Origin of the sequence: Nakamurella sp. PAMC28650 (assembly GCF_014303395.1) — a bacterium.
Taxonomy (GTDB): Bacteria; Actinomycetota; Actinomycetes; order Mycobacteriales; family Nakamurellaceae; genus Nakamurella.
In genome coordinates this window covers 2,183,634-2,199,457 of the sequence record NZ_CP060298.1, presented here as the reverse complement: position 1 = coordinate 2,199,457, position 15,824 = coordinate 2,183,634, and the positions used below count along the sequence as shown (strand labels likewise).

The window sequence follows — 15,824 nt, the reverse complement described above, 5'->3', positions numbered from 1 at the left end:
TCGCATCAGTGAATCGCTTCACGAAATCTGTCCACCACCTGGGGAGGGTCGATGACCAGACTCTCCGGCGTCATCGACGTCCACCAACACCTGTGGCCGTCCGCGCTGATCGACGCCCTGCGCAACTCCGACACGGATCCCCGACTGTCCGGGTGGCGGCTGACCCTCCCCGGCGAGCCGCCCTACGACGTCCAGCCGGCCGACCACGATCTGCGGGCCCGGCGGGAACTCGACGGCGATTTGGCGCTGGCCCTGGTGTCGCTGTCGAGTCCCCTCGGCATCGAATCGCTCCATCCGGACGTCGCCCGACCGCTCCTGGATGCCTGGCACCGGGGAGCGGCGGCCCTGCCGGCGCCGTTCGGGGCCTGGGCCTCCGTCCACGCCACCGAGCCGGACCTCGCCGACCTGACCGACCTGCTCGCCGGCGGATTCGTCGGGCTCCAGGTGCCGGCGACCTCGATGCTGACCCCGGCCGCCATCGAGCGCCTCGCCCCCGTTCTACGGGTCTGCGAGGAGGCCGGCCGGCCCGTTCTGGTCCACCCCGGTCCGTCCGCCCGGGCCGCGGACGGCGAGGAGTTTCCCGCCTGGTGGCCGGCCGTCGTGGACTACACCTCCCAGCTGACCGCCGCCTGGTGGTCCTGGCAGGCCACCGGCCGGGCACTGCTCCCGACGCTGCGGATCTGCTTCGCCGCGGGCGCCGGACTGGCCCCGATCCACCACGAGCGCTTCCACATCCGCGGGGGTGGAAACCCGCCACCGATCGACCGGCTGACCTTCGTCGAGACGTCGTCGTACGGGACGAGGGCGCTGGACGCGCTGATCCGGGTGCTCGGGATCGACGTCATCGTCAACGGCACCGACCGGCCCTACGCCGGCCCGACCGACCTCCGCATGGGCGAAGCCGCCACGCATGCGGTCCGCGTCGCCAACCCCACCCGCCTGCTCGAAGGAGGCCCGTCATGACCGTTCCCGCCGTCATCGCCACCGCTCCGCCCGCACAGCCGGACCGCCTGCTCGATCATCTGCCGGACACGGTGGCGACGATCATCACCCTGCCCTCCACCGAGGGGCGGCCGGTCAGCGGCGCTGTGTCGATCTCCGACGTCGTCGCCGGCGCCCGCCGCGCCGACGGGGTGGCCGGTCTGACGCTGGAGAACCTTCCGGGACGCGACCTCGGGGCGGACGAGCTCGCCGAACTGGCCGCCTCGGTCGCCGCCGAACCCGGGCGCTGGGCCGGGCACGTCGCCTTCTCAGATGACCAGCGGCACTACGTCTCGCTCCATCGCGACACCCACGTCGACGTGTGGTTGCTGTGCTGGACCCCCCGCAGCGACACCGGCTGGCACGACCACGACATCTCATCGGGGGCCGTTGCAGTCACCCAGGGGACGCTCACCGAGCACAACCTCGCCGTCGGTGCACCGAGCATGTCCACCGACGTCCCGGCCGGCCTCGTCTTCGCCTTCGGTCCGGACCACATCCACCGGCTGACCGGCCGCGACGCCGGCAGCGTGTCGATCCACGCCTACTCACCGCCGCTCTGGCGGATGGGTCAGTACACGGTCAGCCACAGTGGAATGCTCCGCCGCCGGTCGGTGTCCTACGCCGACGAACTGCGCCCGCTGGACGACATGGCCTGACGACATGGCCTGACGACATGGCCTGACGTCATGGCCTGACGTCAACGATCGCCGTCGACCAGGGCCGCCAGGGCCGGGATGAGGTCGCCGGCCATCGTCAGGTCGGTCGTCAGGTTGCGGTCCTCGAGACCGGCCGGTAGGGGCGTGCAGACCCGGAGCGCCTCGGCGATCCGCCCGGCCGGGGTCCGGCGCTGCATGCGGTTCGCCCGCACGGCGACGACCAGCTCGCAGGCGAGCAACTGGCGGTAGCGCTCGGCGATGTGCAGACACTGCACCGCCGACAGGGACGCGAAACTGGCGTCCTCCTCCACCCCGCGGGACAACGTCGCGGTCTGCAGGCCGGCCGGCACGGCACCGGCCCGGATCGCCCCGGCTGCGGAAGCGGCGACGTACTCGCAGACCATCACACCCGACGCGCCCGCGGTCCCGTCACCAAGGAAGGGTGGCAGCGAGCTCAGACCCGGCTCGATCAGGGTCGCCATCCTGGCCATCACGAGTTGGGCGCTCTGCGCGACCGCCAAGCCCAGCGAGTCCAGCGCGATCTGCAGGTAGGCCATGTGGAACCCGGCGTGGTGGGCCACCAGCCCGCCGTCCGGCCCACCTCCGGACCCGGTGGCCGTGGCGAGGAACACCGGGTTCTCGGTCGGCGCGTTCGCCAGCGCATCGACGACGGCGGTCGCGTTGCTCAACTGGTCCAGCACCGGGCCGTGGACCTGGGGCAACGCGCGCAGACCGAACGGGTCCTGGATCCGGGCGGGCTGGAGGACCAGTCCCGTGTCGTCGACGCGGACCCCGGACGGATCGGAGCCGACCATCTCGCGGAGCACAGCGCAGACCTCGGCCGCGCCGGGAAACGGCGTCGCCAGCAGCACGGCGGCGGAGTAGGCCTCAGCGTTGCCGCCGACGGCGTGGAAGGTGAGGGCGGCGATCACCAGAGCGGCCCGGGCGGACTCGGCCAGGGATGACACCGCCAGGGCTGCATCGCCGAGCGTGGCCGCGTTGCTGGAGATGAAGGCCAGCCCGTCGGTGGGCCCGAAGGACGTCGACGACGGCAGCGCAGCCGTGGTCGGCTCCTCCCCCATCAGGGCCAGCGCGGTGGTGGCCAGGGCCGACAGGTCACCCGTTCCGATGCTGCCGAGCTCACGCACGTCGGGCAGGGCGTCGGCGTTGATCATGGCGAGCAACCCGTCCAGCACACCGGGATCCACCCCGCTGCCTCCGGTGGCCAGCTGGTTCAGACGGATCACCAGCATCGCGCGGACCCGCTCGGCCGACCTGGCCTCGCCGGCCGAGGTGGCGTGGCTGCGCAGCAGCGCCAGGACGTGAGCGGCCTGGTCACCGGTGACCCGGACCGTCCGGTTGGCCCCGACCCCCGTCGATCGTCCGTAGACGGCGCGGCGGCGGGCGACGGTGTCGGCGAACTGCTGGGACGCCGCGGCCCTGGCCAGGCCCACCTCGCTCAGCCCGATCGGTGTGCGTCCACGGGCGGCGCCGTCGATCTGTCCCGTCGTCAGCGACATCCCGTCCAGTTCGAGGCCGCGCCCGCCGCGGGCCCTGCTGCCTGCTCCAGTGGTCACGTTGCCATTCCGTTTCGTCGTCATCGCACCATCGCCCGCGGACATGAAAAGCAGGTAACGCGATTGTCACGAACAGCCCCAGCCCTTGACGACCCGGGACCCCCGCGCCAGGGTTCCACTTGCTGGCAGGCTTCTTCCGCTGGTCGGCAAGAAAGGCGTGAGGTTTGAGCAACTTCTCTTCACCGGCCGGCGAGCACCCCGTCCGGAGCGAGCACACGGCCGCCGGCCCGGTCTCCTCCACCCGGGCCGTCGAGCGGGCGATGGAACTGCTGGCGCAGGTCTGCGACCAGGGCGGGATCGGGCTGGCCGAGTGCGCACGGCGTTCCGGCCTCGCCGCGAGCACCGCCCTCCGCCTGCTGCGCACGCTGGAGACATCGCACCTGATCATCCGCGACGATCGCGGACTCTTCCGCGCCGGGCCGCGTCTGATCCAACTCGGCGCGGCGGCGTTGAGCCGACAATCCCTGGTCGGGGCGGCCGAGCCGGCGCTTCGACGGATCGTCCAGGGTTGCGGCGAATCCGCCTACCTCTGCCTCCCCGGCCCCACCGACAGCGCGGTCTACGCCGGGATGGTCGAGGGCCTGCACTCGGTGCGTCACACGAGCTGGGTCGGGCGCAGCATCCCGCTCCGCGGCACGGCGGCCGGGGCGGCCTTCCGGGGCGACGTGCCTGCTGAAGGGTTCGTGGTCATGCGGTCCGCGGTCGAGCCGGACGTCACCGCCATCGCGGCCCCTGTGCACCGGCCGGCCTTCCCCTCCGACACCGGGGAGCAGGGTGTCGAGACGATTGCCGTTCTCTCTGTCGTGGGTCCCGCCTACCGTGTGGATGGCGCGCAGGCGGCGGTGATCGGACGTTTGGTCAGTACGGAGGCAAGGGCACTGAGCGGGCGGTTCACCGTGCCGTCGCACCCGGCGCACCCGGCACGGGTCGTCGGTGCCAGAGCGTCCATGAGGTCGACCGGATGACGGCGGGCCGGCACCGTCCGAAGATCGACGACAGAGCACCAGACGACAGAGCACCAGACGACAGAGCACCAGAGGACAGAGCACCACGAGCCACCCGACGAACAGGAGCGAGCATGGCGGTGTCCGGATGATCAGGTTCGACGACGTGACGAAGAAGTACCCCGACGGAACGGTAGCGGTCGACGGGCTGAGCCTGACCGCCCCGTCCGGACAGATCACCGTGTTCGTCGGCCCTTCCGGATGCGGCAAGACCACCTCCCTCCGGATGATCAACCGGATGATCGAGCCGACCGGCGGCACGATCTGGATGGACGACCAGGACACCGGCAAGGTCGCCCCGGCCACGCTGCGCCGTGGGATCGGGTACGTCATCCAGCACGCCGGCCTGTTCCCGCACCGCACCATCCTGGACAACATCGTGACGGTCCCCAGCCTGCTCGGGCAGGACAAGAAGAAGGCAAGGGCCCGGGGGATGGAACTGATGGAACGCGTGGGGCTGGAGGCCAGGTTCGCCGGCCGGTACCCGGCCCAGCTCTCCGGCGGTCAGCAGCAGCGCGTCGGTGTGGCTCGCGCGCTGGCTGCCGACCCTCCCGTCATGTTGATGGACGAACCGTTCTCCGCGGTCGACCCGGTGGTGCGTGAGCAGCTGCAGCAGGAATTCCTGCGGCTGCAGTCGGAGCTGGGGAAGACCATCGTCTTCGTCACGCACGACATCGACGAGGCGATCAAACTCGGCGACCAGGTGGCCGTGCTCAACGTCGGCGGCATCCTGGCCCAGCTGGCCACCCCCGCCGAACTGCTGTCCCGCCCGGCCAACGCCTTCGTCGCCGGTTTCGTCGGTCGGGATCGCGGATACCGCGCGCTCGGCTTCGAGAACGACACGGTGCCGTTGCGCACGGAGCCGACGATTGCCCTGGGTGGCACGGTGGCCGAGGCCGTGCGCGTCGCCGAAGACGGCTGGGTGCTGGTGGTCGACACCGCCAACTCACCGCAGGGCTGGCTGAACGTCAACCACGGCAGCTATGACGGCAGCACGCAGATCTCCCCCGCGCTGCTGAACCTGGGCGGCACCCTGGCCACCGAGGGGGGAACCCTGCGCAACACCCTGGACGCGGCCCTGTCCTCGCCGTCCGGCCGGGGCGTCGTGGTGGACGAGTCCTCCCGTCTGCTCGGCACCGTCACGACCGCCGACGTGGTCGCGCGCATCGAGGCCAAGGCCGCCGCGAGCCGGGCCGTCGAGCCGGCGGTCCGCGGCTGATGTTCGCCTACTTCACCGGACACCGGAGCGAGATCATGGCCGAGCTCTGGTCACACGTGCAGCTGGCGGTCATCCCGGTGATCATCGGGCTGATCATCGCTCTTCCGCTGGGCTGGGTGGCGGCCCGGTTCAAATGGGCCTATCCCCCGCTGATCAGCGTCGCCGGTCTGATCTACACCATCCCGTCGCTGGTGTTGTTCGTGGCCATGCCCGGCATCCTCGGCACCCAGATCCTCGACGTGGTCAACGTCATCGTCGCGCTGGCCGCGTACGCGGTCGCCCTCCTGGTCCGCGTGGTCGCCGACGGGCTGGCCTCGGTCCCGGCCGACGCGAAGCAGGCGGCGACCGCGATGGGCTACAAGCCATTGGGCCGCTTCTTCGCGGTCGAGCTCCCGCTGGCCGTACCGGTGATCGCGGCCGGCGTCAGGGTCGCGACCGTGTCCAACGTCAGCCTCGTCACGGTGGCCACCCTGATCGGTACGTCCCAACTGGGCACGCTGTTCTCCGACGGGTTCTCGGCGGGCACCGACCAGAGCAGCCCCATCCTGCTGGGCATCGTCCTGTGCATCGTGCTCGCGCTGGTGCTGGATTTCGCCATCCAGTTCGCCACCAGAGCCCTCACCCCGTGGCTGCGGGCGGTGCCGAAAACATGATCGGTGCCATGTGGACCTACCTGAGCACCGGCACGAACTGGGGCGGCCAGGCCGGGCTCTGGACGAACATCCTCGACCAGGTCGAGTACTCGGTGATCGCCATCGTGATCGCGTCGCTGATCGCGTTCCCGTTGGGCCTCTGGATCGGGCACACCGGGAAGGGCGGAACGTTCGTGGTCGGTTCGGTCAACGCGACAAGGGCCCTGCCGACCTTCGGCCTGATGGTGCTGCTGTTCATCGTCCTGTCGCCGCACTTCCACGGTCGGAGCAATGCCGTCTACATCATCCCGGTCGAGATCGTGCTGGTCCTGCTGGCGGTCCCGCCGATCCTGTCCAACACCTACGCCGGCGTGCAGTCCGTGGATCCGGCGATCCGCGACGCCGCGAAGGGGATGGGCATGACGGGCCGTCAGGTGCTGACGTCCGTCGAACTGCCGAACGCGTTCCCGCTGATCATGTCGGGTTTGCGGAGCGCCAGCCTGCAGGTGATCGCCACCGCGACGGTGGGCGCCTACATCGGGCTCGGCGGCCTGGGCCGGCCCATCTACGACGGGTTCCAGCAGGGACCCTTCCAGGACACCGACCCCAGCCGTGCCGCCACCGGTCAGCTCCTCGGCGGGGCGCTCCTGGTGGCCGTGCTGGCGCTGGCCATTGATTTCATTTTGGCCACGATCCAGCGCTACACGACGTCCCGGGGAATCACCGGGCGCTACCGGCGTTCCACTGTGCTGGCCGGATCGCAGCCGGTCATGGCCCCGGAACCGGAGAAGGTCATCTCGGAAGTGGTCGCCCAGCAGCCCAGACGGCCCGGACTCCGCCCAGATTCGGTGCGCTGACCGTCACGGGATGGCAGTCATTGCATGGCACAGTAGCCGTCGTCACCGGGACTCCCTGGTGGAGCGGCAGATCGGTCCACCAGCACGTCCGTCCAGAGGCCGGCATCGAGTCGGTCCTGCAGAAGGAGAACAGAGAATGAATCGCACCCACCTGGCCTTCGTCGGGGCCATCGCCGCCGCTGCCCTCGCGGTCACGGCCTGTGGCAGTTCCAGCTCGACCGGCAGCGCCGCTTCCTCGTCCAGTGTCTCCTCGGCCCCCGCCGCCGGGTCCCCGGCCCCGGCCGCCGGTGGTGGCTCGATCACCATCGGCTCGGCCAACTTCGCGGAGAGCGTCCTGCTGATGGACGTCTACGCGGAGGCCCTGCGGGCCAAGGGCATCACGGTGACGACGAAGCCCAAGATCGGCGCCCGGGAGGTCTACATCCCGGCCATCAAGGACGGCTCGATCGACCTCATCCCCGAGTACAGCGGCACGCTGCTGGCCTATGTCGACACGACGTCGAAGGCCGCCAGCTCGGCCGACATCTACGCGGCCCTGCCGGCCGTCCTCAAGCCGTCCGGCCTCGAGGTGCTGGCCCAGTCGCAGGCCCAGGACAAGGACGCCATCGCGGTGTCCGCGGCCACCGCCGCCAAGTACAGCCTCAAGACGATCGCCGACCTGGCCGCCCACGCGGGCAGCCTGATCATCGGCGCCGGCCCCGAGTTCAAGACCAGGGCCGACGGGGTCGCCGGCCTCAAGAGCACCTACGGCGTCACGTTCCAGACGTTCAAGACCCTCGACTCCGGCGGGCCGCTCACCGTCGCCGCCCTGAAGAACGGCCAGATCGACGCAGCCGACCTGTTCACCACCGATCCCGCGGTCCCGGCGTACAAGTTCGTGCTGCTCCAGGACCCCAAGAACCTCTACACGGCGCAGAACGTGCTGCCGCTGATCTCCTCCAAGAAGGTCACCCCCACCATCACGTCCGCGCTGAACGCGGTCTCGGCCAAGCTCGACACCGCGACCCTGACCGCGCTGGACAAGCAGGTCTACGGCGGCACCGATCCAGATGCCGTCGCCAAGACCTGGATCAAGGCCAACGGCCTGGGCTGACCGACTGATCGACCCGGGCTGATCGATGCGGGCTGATCGGTGCAGGCTGATCGGTGCAGGCTGATCGGTGCAGGCTGATCGACGCGGGCCGTCCGGTTTCAGCGGGCGCGGCTGCGGAGCCGGAACCGTTCGGCCGGCGCCCGCACCCCGGTCGCGAGATCGGCCGCGATCTCGCCGAGCAGCGGGGCGAACTTGGCCCCGTGCCCGGAGCAGGGCGACAGCAGCGTGATGCCGTCCCACTCGTCGATGATGAAGTCCTCGGTCGGGGTGTTGGTGAACAGGCAGGTGGTCTCGGCGTAGGGCTCGGGGACGACGCCCGGCAGGTACCGGATCGCGTAGTCCACCATCCGCGCCCGATTGGCGGCGTCCACAGTTCCGGTCTGGGCGGCGGCACCGGAAATGATCCGGCCCGCGTTGTACTCGGCCAGCTTCTGCCCGCGGAAGGCGGCGTCCCGCCCGCCGGGCAGGCTGTAGGTGGAGATGCCCGGGTTCTTGTGGATCACCGTCGGCCACGGCCGGGGGTCAGCCTCCGCGGGGCCGGGCTCCGCAGCCGACTCGCGGTACGGGAAGTGGTAGGCCTGTTCCTGACGTACCTGCAGCGGCGGCACGCTCTCCCGGAAGTCGGCCGGCAACGGCAGAGAACCGAGCAGTTGGGGCAGCCACCCACCGGCGCTGACGACCACCTTTGCGCAGTCCAGAGGCTCGCCGTCCGGGGAGAGCACCCGGTACCCGGTCGCGGTGGCCTGCACCACGGTGACGGGCCAGTCGGTCAGGATCTCCGCGCCGGCCCGACGGGCCAGGTCGACCATGGCGTTCACCGACTCCTGCGCGTCGATGACGCCCGCCTCGGGGTGCCACAGGACCTCCGTGTCGACGGCGATCTGTGGCCAACGGGCGCGAGCGGCAGCGGCGGCGAGCAGCTCGTGCTCCACCCCGACCGCCTCCAACACACCGGCGAGCTGGGACGGGTTGCGGGATTCGCCGAAATCCAGCGATCCGGTCGGGGTGATCAGTCTTCGACCGGCCAGCTGTTCCAACTCCTCCCACCGGGAACGGGCCGAGGCGACCAGAGCGGCGTAGAAGGCGTCCGGATAGGCGTACCGGAAGATCCGCGCGGAGCCGTGCGAGCTGCCGTCCGGGGCGGCCGGCCGCGTTCGCTCGACGAGGGTCACCTCGTGGCCGCGGCGCGCCAGATTCCACGCGGTCGCCGATCCGGCCAGCCCGGCCCCGATCACCACGTACTCCGAAGTACCCACGCGAGCAACACCTTTCGTCATGCAACGTCTGGGAGCCGGATCAGCCCGGCACGTCCGGGAACGCCACGATCGACAGGAACCGGATCGGCAACCGGGTCAGTGCGGTCGGCCCGTGCTGGCCCTCGCCGTCCAGCAGCAGGGCATCACCCGGTGTCAGGGCGTAGACAGAATGGCTGTGCCCATAGCTCATCTCGCCCTCCAGCAGGTAGATCAGCTCCGTACCGGGATGCTGGAACAGGGGGAACGTCTCGCTCTCGGCGGTCAGCGTCACCAGCAGCGGTTCCAGCCGTTGGTGCTGGCCGCGCAGGGCCCCGAGCGACTCGTAGAGGTGGCCTTCCCTGGTGCCGTTCCGCATGATCGCCGGCCCCGTCCCGGCCGGCACGAAGACCGCCTCGCGGCGATTGTCCGCACCCCGGAACAACGACGTCACGGGGACGTCCAACCCCTTCGACAGGGCACTCAGGGTGGACAGGCTGCAGGAGGTCTGGGCGTTCTCGATCTTGGAGAGCATGGGCTTGGAAATGCCGATCCGGGCAGCCATCTCGCCCACCGACAGGCCGGATGAAAGTCGCAGCGCCCGCACGTTGCGCCCGATCGCCATCTCCAGCGGGTCCGGCTCGATGTCCTGCCCTGGGCGCCGTTCGCTGGTCGAGCCGGCGATGTTGCGCAGCAACGGATCGACGTCGGTCATCCCGGACCACCGACGCCACCCGAGGTGCCGGCCGACTCGATCAGAACCCGCCGTTCGAGCCGGGGATCCACGACGTCCCGGCCAGCGGAACCCGGGCCATCGCAGCGGATTCGATGGTCAGCGCGACCAGGTCCTCCGGCTCCAGGTGCTGCACGTGGGACTTGCCGCAGGCGCGCGCTATCGTCTGCGCCTCCATGGTCAGCACCCGCAGGTAGTTCGCAAGTCGGTGTCCGGCCGCGACCGGGTCCAGCCGCAGTTGCAGGTCGGGGTCCTGCGTGGTGATCCCGGCCGGGTCGCGTCCGTCCTGGAAGTCGTCGTAGAAGCCGGCGGCCGAGCCCAGCGCCTCGTACTCGGCGGCATGCACTGGATCGTTGTCCCCCAGAGCGATCAGCGCAGCGGTCCCGATGGAGACGGCGTCGGCCCCGAGTGCGAGGGCCTTGGCCACATCGGCACCCGACCGGATCCCTCCGGAGATGATCAGCTGGACCTCGCGGTGCACACCGAGTTCCTGCAGTGCCTGCACCGCCTGGGGCAACGCGGCGAGCGTGGGGATGCCCACGTTCTCGATGAACACGTCCTGGGTGGCGGCCGTCCCGCCCTGCATCCCGTCGACGACGACCACGTCCGCGCCGGCGTGCACCGCGAGCTTGACGTCGTAGTAGGTGCGCGAGGCGCCGACCTTGACGTAGATCGGCTTCTCCCAGTCGGTGATCTCGCGCAGCTCGCGGATCTTGATCGTCAGGTCGTCCGGGCCGGTCCAGTCGGGATGGCGGGACGCCGACCGCTGGTCGATCCCCGCCGGCAGGGTGCGCATGCCGGCCACCCGGTCGGTGATCTTCTGGCCCAGCAGCATGCCGCCGCCACCGGGCTTCGCCCCCTGGCCGAGCACGATCTCGATGGCGTCGGCCTTGCGCAGGTCGATCGGGTTCATCCCGTAGCGGGACGGGAGGTACTGGTAGACCAGATGTTTGCTCTGATCGCGTTCCTCGGCCGTCATGCCGCCGTCTCCGGTGGTGGTGGACGTGCCGGCCTCCGTGGCCCCGCGCCCCAGCGCCTCCTTGGCCCGGCCGGACAGCGCACCGAAGCTCATCCCGGCGATCGTCACCGGTATATTTAGGTGCAGCGGGTACTTCGCGTTGCGGGCGCCGAGAACGACGTCGGTGCCGCAGCTCTCGCGATACCCCTCGAGCGGGTAGCGGGAGATGCTGGCCCCCAGGAAGAGCAGGTCGTCGAAGTGGGGGATCCGGCGCTTGGCCCCCCACCCGCGGATGTCGTAGACACCGGTGGCGGCGGCCCGTTGGATGTCGTGGATGACGGCCCGGTCGAAGGTGGCCGACTCGCGCAGTCCGCGCTCGGCGGGGTCGAAGGTCATGTTGTTCCTGCCCTGGTGCTCGGTGAGGTCGACTAGTACGCGGCGACGTTGTCGGCGTGGAAGTGGTAGAGCCGCCGGGCGGAGCCGTAGCGGGTGTATTCGCCCGTGCTGTCCTGCGGATACCCGGCCGCGGACAGCAGCTCGGCCAGTTCGGCGTGGTGTTCCGGGCCCATCGGTTTGGCCACGCAGTCGGCCCCGAGCGAGGCCACCGTGCCGCGGACGTACAGCCGGGCCTCGTAGATGGAGTCCCCCAACGCCTCTCCGGCATCACCGCGCACCACGAGACGCCCGGCCTGCGCCATGAACGCCGACAGGTGACCGATGCTGCCGCCCACGACGATGTCCACGCCCTTCATCGAGATGCCGCAGCGTGCCGAGGCGTCCCCCCTGATCACCAGCAACCCGCCGTGCGCGGTGGCACCGGCGGACTGGGAGGCGTTGCCGTGCACCACGACCGAGCCACTCATCATGTTCTCGGCGACGCCGGTGCCGGCGTTGCCGTCGATCACGACGGTGGCCTGCTGATTCATCCCAGCGGCGTAGTAGCCGACGTGGCCCTGGACGGTGACCTCCAGCGGCGCGTCCAGGCCCACCGCCACGCTGTGTGCACCCGCCGGGTGGGTGATCACCACCGGTGCCGAGCCGGCGCCGGAGGCGAGGTCACCGCTGTGCAGGAGCGCGTTCACCTCGCGCAGCGTCATCTGCTCGAGATCGAGAACGAGAGGGCCCGAGGCGCTTTCACCGGTATCGGGGCCCGCCGCCGTCGTCATCGTGTCCACGCGTAGATCCGTTCGGGTTCGGGTTCGTAGAGCCGCGCCGATGCGACACCCGGCAGGCCGGCCAGGGCCCGGTATTCCGAGGCCATCGCGACCCAGCCGTCGGTCTCGGCGATGATCGCCGGCTTGCAGGCGATGGCGTCGCGGACGACGGCGAAGGAGTCGTGGCTGGAGACGAGAAGAGTGTAGAAGCCGTCGAACTCGACGCAGAGCTGCTTGAGGGCCGTCTCGATGTCCAGTCCGTCGGCCAGCGCGGCCGCCACGAACCTGGCGCCGACCTCCGTGTCGTTCTCGCTCTCGAAGGCGATGCCCCTGGCCTCGAGGCGGCGGCGGATGGTCGCGTGGTTGGCGAAGGATCCGTTGTGGACCAGGCACTGGTCGGGTCCGACCGCGTAGGGGTGCGACCCGGCGGCGTCGACGGCCGATTCGGTGGCCATCCTGGTGTGGCCGACGCCCTGCCAGTCCTGAGCTCCGCGCAGCCCGAAGCTCTCGGCCAGCATCCGCGGATGCCCCATGCCCTTGAGCACGGCCAGATCCCGGCCGTAGCCGACGATCAGCGCGGTCGGCACAGCGGTGCGGACCGCGGCGACCAGGGCATCAGGGGCGACCGGGGCGTTGACCAGCAACACCGACCCCGCGGTGACGACCCCGGGGACCGGTCCGGCCAGGAGCGCGGTCACCAGCATCGCCAGATCCGCAGCGGCCACCGGGGAGTCGACCACCGAGACGGTGGACCGCCCGACCGGCGACCAGGTCGGGTCGCCGTAGACGGCGACACCGGCGGAGTCCGCGCCGCGCTCCTGCATCTCGCACAGCATGTCGGTGAGCATCTCGCCCAGACGTGGGTAGAGCGTCCGATCACGCAGGTGGAGACCGACGATCCCGCACATCGGAGTTTCCCTTCCTCGATTGCTGCGGTGGGTGTGGTGGAGGACCTCGATCAGAACGCCTGCAGGTACTTGTCGATCTCCCAGGAGCCGATCGCGCTGTGCCAGGCGTAGAACTCGTCGCGCTTGAGAGAGGCGAAGTATTCCGCCACGCCCTTCCCGGCGCAGTCCATCACGCCCGAGATCGTCTCGCTGGATTCGAATTCCCCGACGGCGTCGACCAGGGTGCGGGGCAGCGGGCGCCTTGTCCCCGGCTCCCCCGCACCGGGTGGGCCCGGATCGAGGGCGCGTTCGATGCCGCCCGAACCGGCGCCGAGTACCCCGGCGATGGCCAGATAGGGATTGGCCGAGCCGTCCCCGCCGCGGATCTCGATCCGCTGGTCGTCCGGCACCCGGATGTAGTGCGTCCGGTCGTTGCCCCCGTAGGTGGCGAACCGCGGTGACCAGGTCGCACCGGAGGTCGTCGCGACCGCACCCGTCCGCTTGTAGGAGTTGACGGTCGGAGCCATCAGCAGCTGCAGTGCGGTGGCATGTTCCAGGATGCCGCCGAGGAACTGGTAGGCCGTCGGCGACAGGCCCAGCCCGTGCTGATCGGCCCCGGCCCCGCAGGGAAGACCACCTCGTCCTTGCTGCGCAGCGAGACATGCAGGTGCAGACCGCTTCCCGTCCGGTCCGGGAACGGCTTCGGCATGAAGGTCGCGATCATGTCCCGTTCGGAGGCCAGCACCGACAGCAGGTACCGCAGGGTGATCACGCGATCGGCGGTCGTCAACGCGTCGGCGTACTCGAAGTTCTGCTCGAACTGCCCGTTGCCGTCCTCGTGATCGTTGGCGTAGTTGAACCAGCCCAACTGGTTCATCGCCGACGAGATGGTCGTCAGGTGGTCGTACATGCGGGTCAGCCCGCGCGCGTCGTAGCAGGGCTGCGGCGCGTTGTCGCCGCTGTCCGCCGTCACCAGCGAGCCGTCGGCCGTCCGCCGCAGCAGGAAGTACTCCACCTCGGCGCCCACGTAGGGCGCGTATCCCGCGGCGGCCGCCCGATCGATCATGGCGCGCAGGATGACCCGCGGCGCGAACGGCCAGGGCGTGCCCTGCACCGTCGGATCGCAGTGGACCAGGGCCAGACCGGGTTTGACGAACGGGATCGGCGTGAACGAGGAGACGTCCGGCATGGCGACCAGATCGGGATCACTCGGCACCTGACCGATGGCCCCGACGGCGTACCCGGCGAAGCCGGCTCCCTCGCTGGCGAGCACGTCGACCGCCTCGGCCGGCACCAGCTTGGCGCACGGCTTGCCACGGAGGTCGACGAACATGGCCAGGATGAACCTCGTGCCGGTGTCGGCGACCAGTTCAGCGAGGGTGGGCCGGGTCGCGGTTCCGGCTCCGGCTGCGGACATCGCTGGCTGATCCTCTCGACGCAGGGGCAGATCTTCCGAGGCTGGTTGATTTCTTGTTAGTAGACGATGTTACCCAACAAGAGACAGATGCGGGTTTCGCCCGCGTGAACAGCACGTCACCGACCCGGCACCGGCTGCGGCGGCCCGGTGTGGAAAGATCGGCCATCGTGAGCGAGCGCACAACATCCCGTGTTTCAGCCCGTATCTCGGCCATCGCCGAGTCGGCCACGCTGGCGGTGGACGCGAAGGCCAAGGCTCTCAAGGCCGCGGGCCGGCCGGTGATCGGATTCGGAGCGGGCGAGCCTGACTTCCCGACCCCGGAGGCGATCGTCAAGGTCGCCGCCGACGCCGCCTCGAACCCGGTGAACCACAAGTACACACCGGCCGCCGGGCTGCCCGAACTACGCCAGGCGATCGCCGACAAGACGGCGCGGGATTCCCACCTCCACGTCAAGGCCTCGCAGGTGCTGGTGACGAACGGCGGCAAGCAGGCCGTCTACCAGACCTTCGCCACCCTGCTGGATCCCGGTGACGAGGTCCTGCTGCCGGCGCCGTACTGGACCACCTACCCGGAGGCCATCGCCCTGGCCGGCGGCATCGCGGTGCCGATCGTCGCCGACGAGACCGCCGACTACCTGGTGACCCTGGAACAGCTGGATGCGGCACTCACCGATCGCACCAAACTGCTGCTCTTCTGCTCCCCGTCGAACCCGACCGGCTCGGTCTACCCACCCGAGCAGGTCGCCGCGATCGGTCGTTGGGCTGCGGAGAAGGGCATCTGGGTCGTCACCGACGAGATCTACGAGCACCTGGTCTACGGCGACGCGGTGCACGTCTCGATGCCGGTGGTGGCACCGGAGATCGTGGATCGTTGCGTCGTGCTCAACGGGGTGGCCAAGACCTACGCGATGACGGGCTGGCGGGTCGGCTGGATGATCGGGCCGCAAGACGTCATCACCGCGGCCACCAACCTGCAGTCGCACCTGTCCTCCAACGTCGCCAACGTGTCGCAGCGCGCCGCCCTGGAAGCGGTCAGCGGGGGTCTGGACGCCGTGGAGATGATGCGGGAGGCGTTCGACCGCCGCCGCAAGCTGATGGTGCGGCTGCTGTCGGAGATCCCGGGCGTGACCTGCCCGGAGCCGAAGGGGGCCTTCTACTGCTACCCGTCGGTGGCGGGTCTGATCGGCAAGGACCTCGGCGGCGTTCGCCCGACGTCCTCCGCCGAACTGGCCGCGCTGGTGCTGGAACACGCCGAGGTGGCGGTGGTCCCAGGAGAGGCCTTCGGCACGCCCGGCTACTTCCGGCTGTCCTACGCGCTCGGTGACGAGGATCTCGAGACCGGCGTGCGCCGGATGGGGGACTTCCTCCGCACCGCCAAGGATTGACCTCCGGCGACGCAGCAGGTGGTGTGGCCGGGGCAC

14 protein-coding genes and 1 pseudogene are annotated in these 15,824 nt (G+C 70.1%); 8 read left to right on the top strand and 7 right to left on the bottom strand.

Annotated features, from left to right (window positions below):
* Window positions 1–51 precede the first annotated feature (51 nt).
* Together H7F38_RS10055 and H7F38_RS10050 are read left to right on the top strand one after the other, a co-directional pair.
* Window positions 52–963: an amidohydrolase family protein gene (locus H7F38_RS10055; protein WP_187093936.1), complete on the top strand. Its 912-nt coding sequence runs from the start codon at window positions 52–54 to the stop codon at window positions 961–963.
* Window positions 960–1,640, top strand: a complete 681-nt coding sequence (locus tag H7F38_RS10050) for a cysteine dioxygenase family protein (protein WP_187093935.1) — start codon at window positions 960–962, stop codon at window positions 1,638–1,640. The genes H7F38_RS10055 and H7F38_RS10050 overlap by 4 nt, the downstream gene beginning before the upstream one ends.
* A gap of 41 nt (window positions 1,641–1,681) precedes the next feature.
* On the opposite strand, the gene H7F38_RS10045 is transcribed toward H7F38_RS10050, so the two are convergent.
* The gene (locus tag H7F38_RS10045) at window positions 1,682–3,217 is read right to left on the bottom strand and encodes an aromatic amino acid ammonia-lyase (RefSeq protein WP_187093934.1); all 1,536 of its coding nucleotides are present in this window, start codon (window positions 3,215–3,217) and stop codon (window positions 1,682–1,684) included.
* Between the two features lie 164 nt (window positions 3,218–3,381).
* On the opposite strand from H7F38_RS10045, the gene H7F38_RS10040 reads away from it, so the two are divergent.
* From H7F38_RS10040 to H7F38_RS10020, 5 genes are all read left to right on the top strand, one after another.
* On the top strand, window positions 3,382–4,182 hold the full coding sequence (locus H7F38_RS10040; protein WP_222618575.1) for an IclR family transcriptional regulator: 801 nt from the start codon (window positions 3,382–3,384) through the stop codon (window positions 4,180–4,182).
* A gap of 127 nt (window positions 4,183–4,309) precedes the next feature.
* Entirely contained in the window at window positions 4,310–5,440 is a 1,131-nt protein-coding gene (locus H7F38_RS10035; RefSeq protein WP_187093933.1) for an ABC transporter ATP-binding protein, read from the top strand.
* The gene (locus H7F38_RS10030) at window positions 5,440–6,093 is read left to right on the top strand and encodes an ABC transporter permease (RefSeq protein ID WP_187093932.1); all 654 of its coding nucleotides are present in this window, start codon (window positions 5,440–5,442) and stop codon (window positions 6,091–6,093) included. The genes H7F38_RS10035 and H7F38_RS10030 overlap by 1 nt, the downstream gene beginning before the upstream one ends.
* 8 nt (window positions 6,094–6,101) lie before the next feature.
* The gene (locus H7F38_RS10025; RefSeq protein ID WP_255498313.1) at window positions 6,102–6,929 is read left to right on the top strand and encodes an ABC transporter permease; all 828 of its coding nucleotides are present in this window, start codon (window positions 6,102–6,104) and stop codon (window positions 6,927–6,929) included.
* A 136-nt stretch (window positions 6,930–7,065) separates the two neighbouring features.
* Window positions 7,066–8,022 carry an ABC transporter substrate-binding protein gene (locus tag H7F38_RS10020; RefSeq protein ID WP_187093930.1) on the top strand — a complete coding sequence of 319 codons (957 nt, stop codon included), beginning with the start codon at window positions 7,066–7,068 and terminating at the stop codon, window positions 8,020–8,022.
* 98 nt (window positions 8,023–8,120) lie between these two features.
* On the opposite strand, the gene H7F38_RS10015 is transcribed toward H7F38_RS10020, so the two are convergent.
* From H7F38_RS10015 to glnT, 6 genes and pseudogenes are all read right to left on the bottom strand, one after another.
* Window positions 8,121–9,278, bottom strand: a complete 1,158-nt coding sequence (locus H7F38_RS10015; RefSeq protein WP_222618574.1) for an FAD-dependent oxidoreductase — start codon at window positions 9,276–9,278, stop codon at window positions 8,121–8,123.
* Window positions 9,279–9,318: 40 nt separating this feature from the next.
* A complete protein-coding gene (locus H7F38_RS10010; protein ID WP_187093928.1) occupies window positions 9,319–9,969 on the bottom strand; it encodes an XRE family transcriptional regulator in 651 nt (216 codons plus the stop codon).
* Window positions 9,970–10,009: 40 nt separating this feature from the next.
* A complete protein-coding gene (locus H7F38_RS10005) occupies window positions 10,010–11,341 on the bottom strand; it encodes an FMN-binding glutamate synthase family protein (protein WP_187093927.1) in 1,332 nt (443 codons plus the stop codon).
* Between the two features lie 32 nt (window positions 11,342–11,373).
* Window positions 11,374–12,111, bottom strand: a complete 738-nt coding sequence (locus H7F38_RS10000) for a protein glxC (protein WP_370531356.1) — start codon at window positions 12,109–12,111, stop codon at window positions 11,374–11,376.
* Window positions 12,108–13,007, bottom strand: a complete 900-nt coding sequence (locus tag H7F38_RS09995; protein ID WP_187093925.1) for a glutamine amidotransferase — start codon at window positions 13,005–13,007, stop codon at window positions 12,108–12,110. Before H7F38_RS09995 ends, H7F38_RS10000 begins: the two co-directional genes overlap by 4 nt.
* Window positions 13,008–13,057: 50 nt before the next feature.
* Window positions 13,058–14,403 (bottom strand): annotated as a pseudogene (gene glnT, locus H7F38_RS09990) (type III glutamate--ammonia ligase).
* A 167-nt stretch (window positions 14,404–14,570) separates the two neighbouring features.
* Here glnT and H7F38_RS09985 point away from each other — a divergent pair.
* Entirely contained in the window at window positions 14,571–15,788 is a 1,218-nt protein-coding gene (locus H7F38_RS09985) for a pyridoxal phosphate-dependent aminotransferase (RefSeq protein WP_222618572.1), read from the top strand.
* Window positions 15,789–15,824: the final 36 nt, after the last annotated feature.

Excerpts from the sequence above, each read along its gene's own strand:
- H7F38_RS10055 (WP_187093936.1), top strand. The coding sequence starts at position 52 with ATGACCAGACTCTCCGGCGTCATCGACGTCCACCAACACCTGTGGCCG.
- H7F38_RS10050 (WP_187093935.1), top strand. The coding sequence starts at position 960 with ATGACCGTTCCCGCCGTCATCGCCACCGCTCCGCCCGCACAGCCGGAC.
- H7F38_RS10035 (WP_187093933.1), top strand. The coding sequence starts at position 4,310 with ATGATCAGGTTCGACGACGTGACGAAGAAGTACCCCGACGGAACGGTA.
- H7F38_RS10030 (WP_187093932.1), top strand. The coding sequence starts at position 5,440 with ATGTTCGCCTACTTCACCGGACACCGGAGCGAGATCATGGCCGAGCTC.
- H7F38_RS10025 (WP_255498313.1), top strand. The coding sequence starts at position 6,102 with ATGTGGACCTACCTGAGCACCGGCACGAACTGGGGCGGCCAGGCCGGG.
- H7F38_RS10020 (WP_187093930.1), top strand. The coding sequence starts at position 7,066 with ATGAATCGCACCCACCTGGCCTTCGTCGGGGCCATCGCCGCCGCTGCC.
- H7F38_RS10010 (WP_187093928.1), bottom strand. The coding sequence starts at position 9,969 with ATGACCGACGTCGATCCGTTGCTGCGCAACATCGCCGGCTCGACCAGC.
- H7F38_RS10005 (WP_187093927.1), bottom strand. The coding sequence starts at position 11,341 with ATGACCTTCGACCCCGCCGAGCGCGGACTGCGCGAGTCGGCCACCTTC.
- H7F38_RS10000 (WP_370531356.1), bottom strand. The coding sequence starts at position 12,111 with ATGACGACGGCGGCGGGCCCCGATACCGGTGAAAGCGCCTCGGGCCCT.
- H7F38_RS09995 (WP_187093925.1), bottom strand. The coding sequence starts at position 13,007 with ATGTGCGGGATCGTCGGTCTCCACCTGCGTGATCGGACGCTCTACCCA.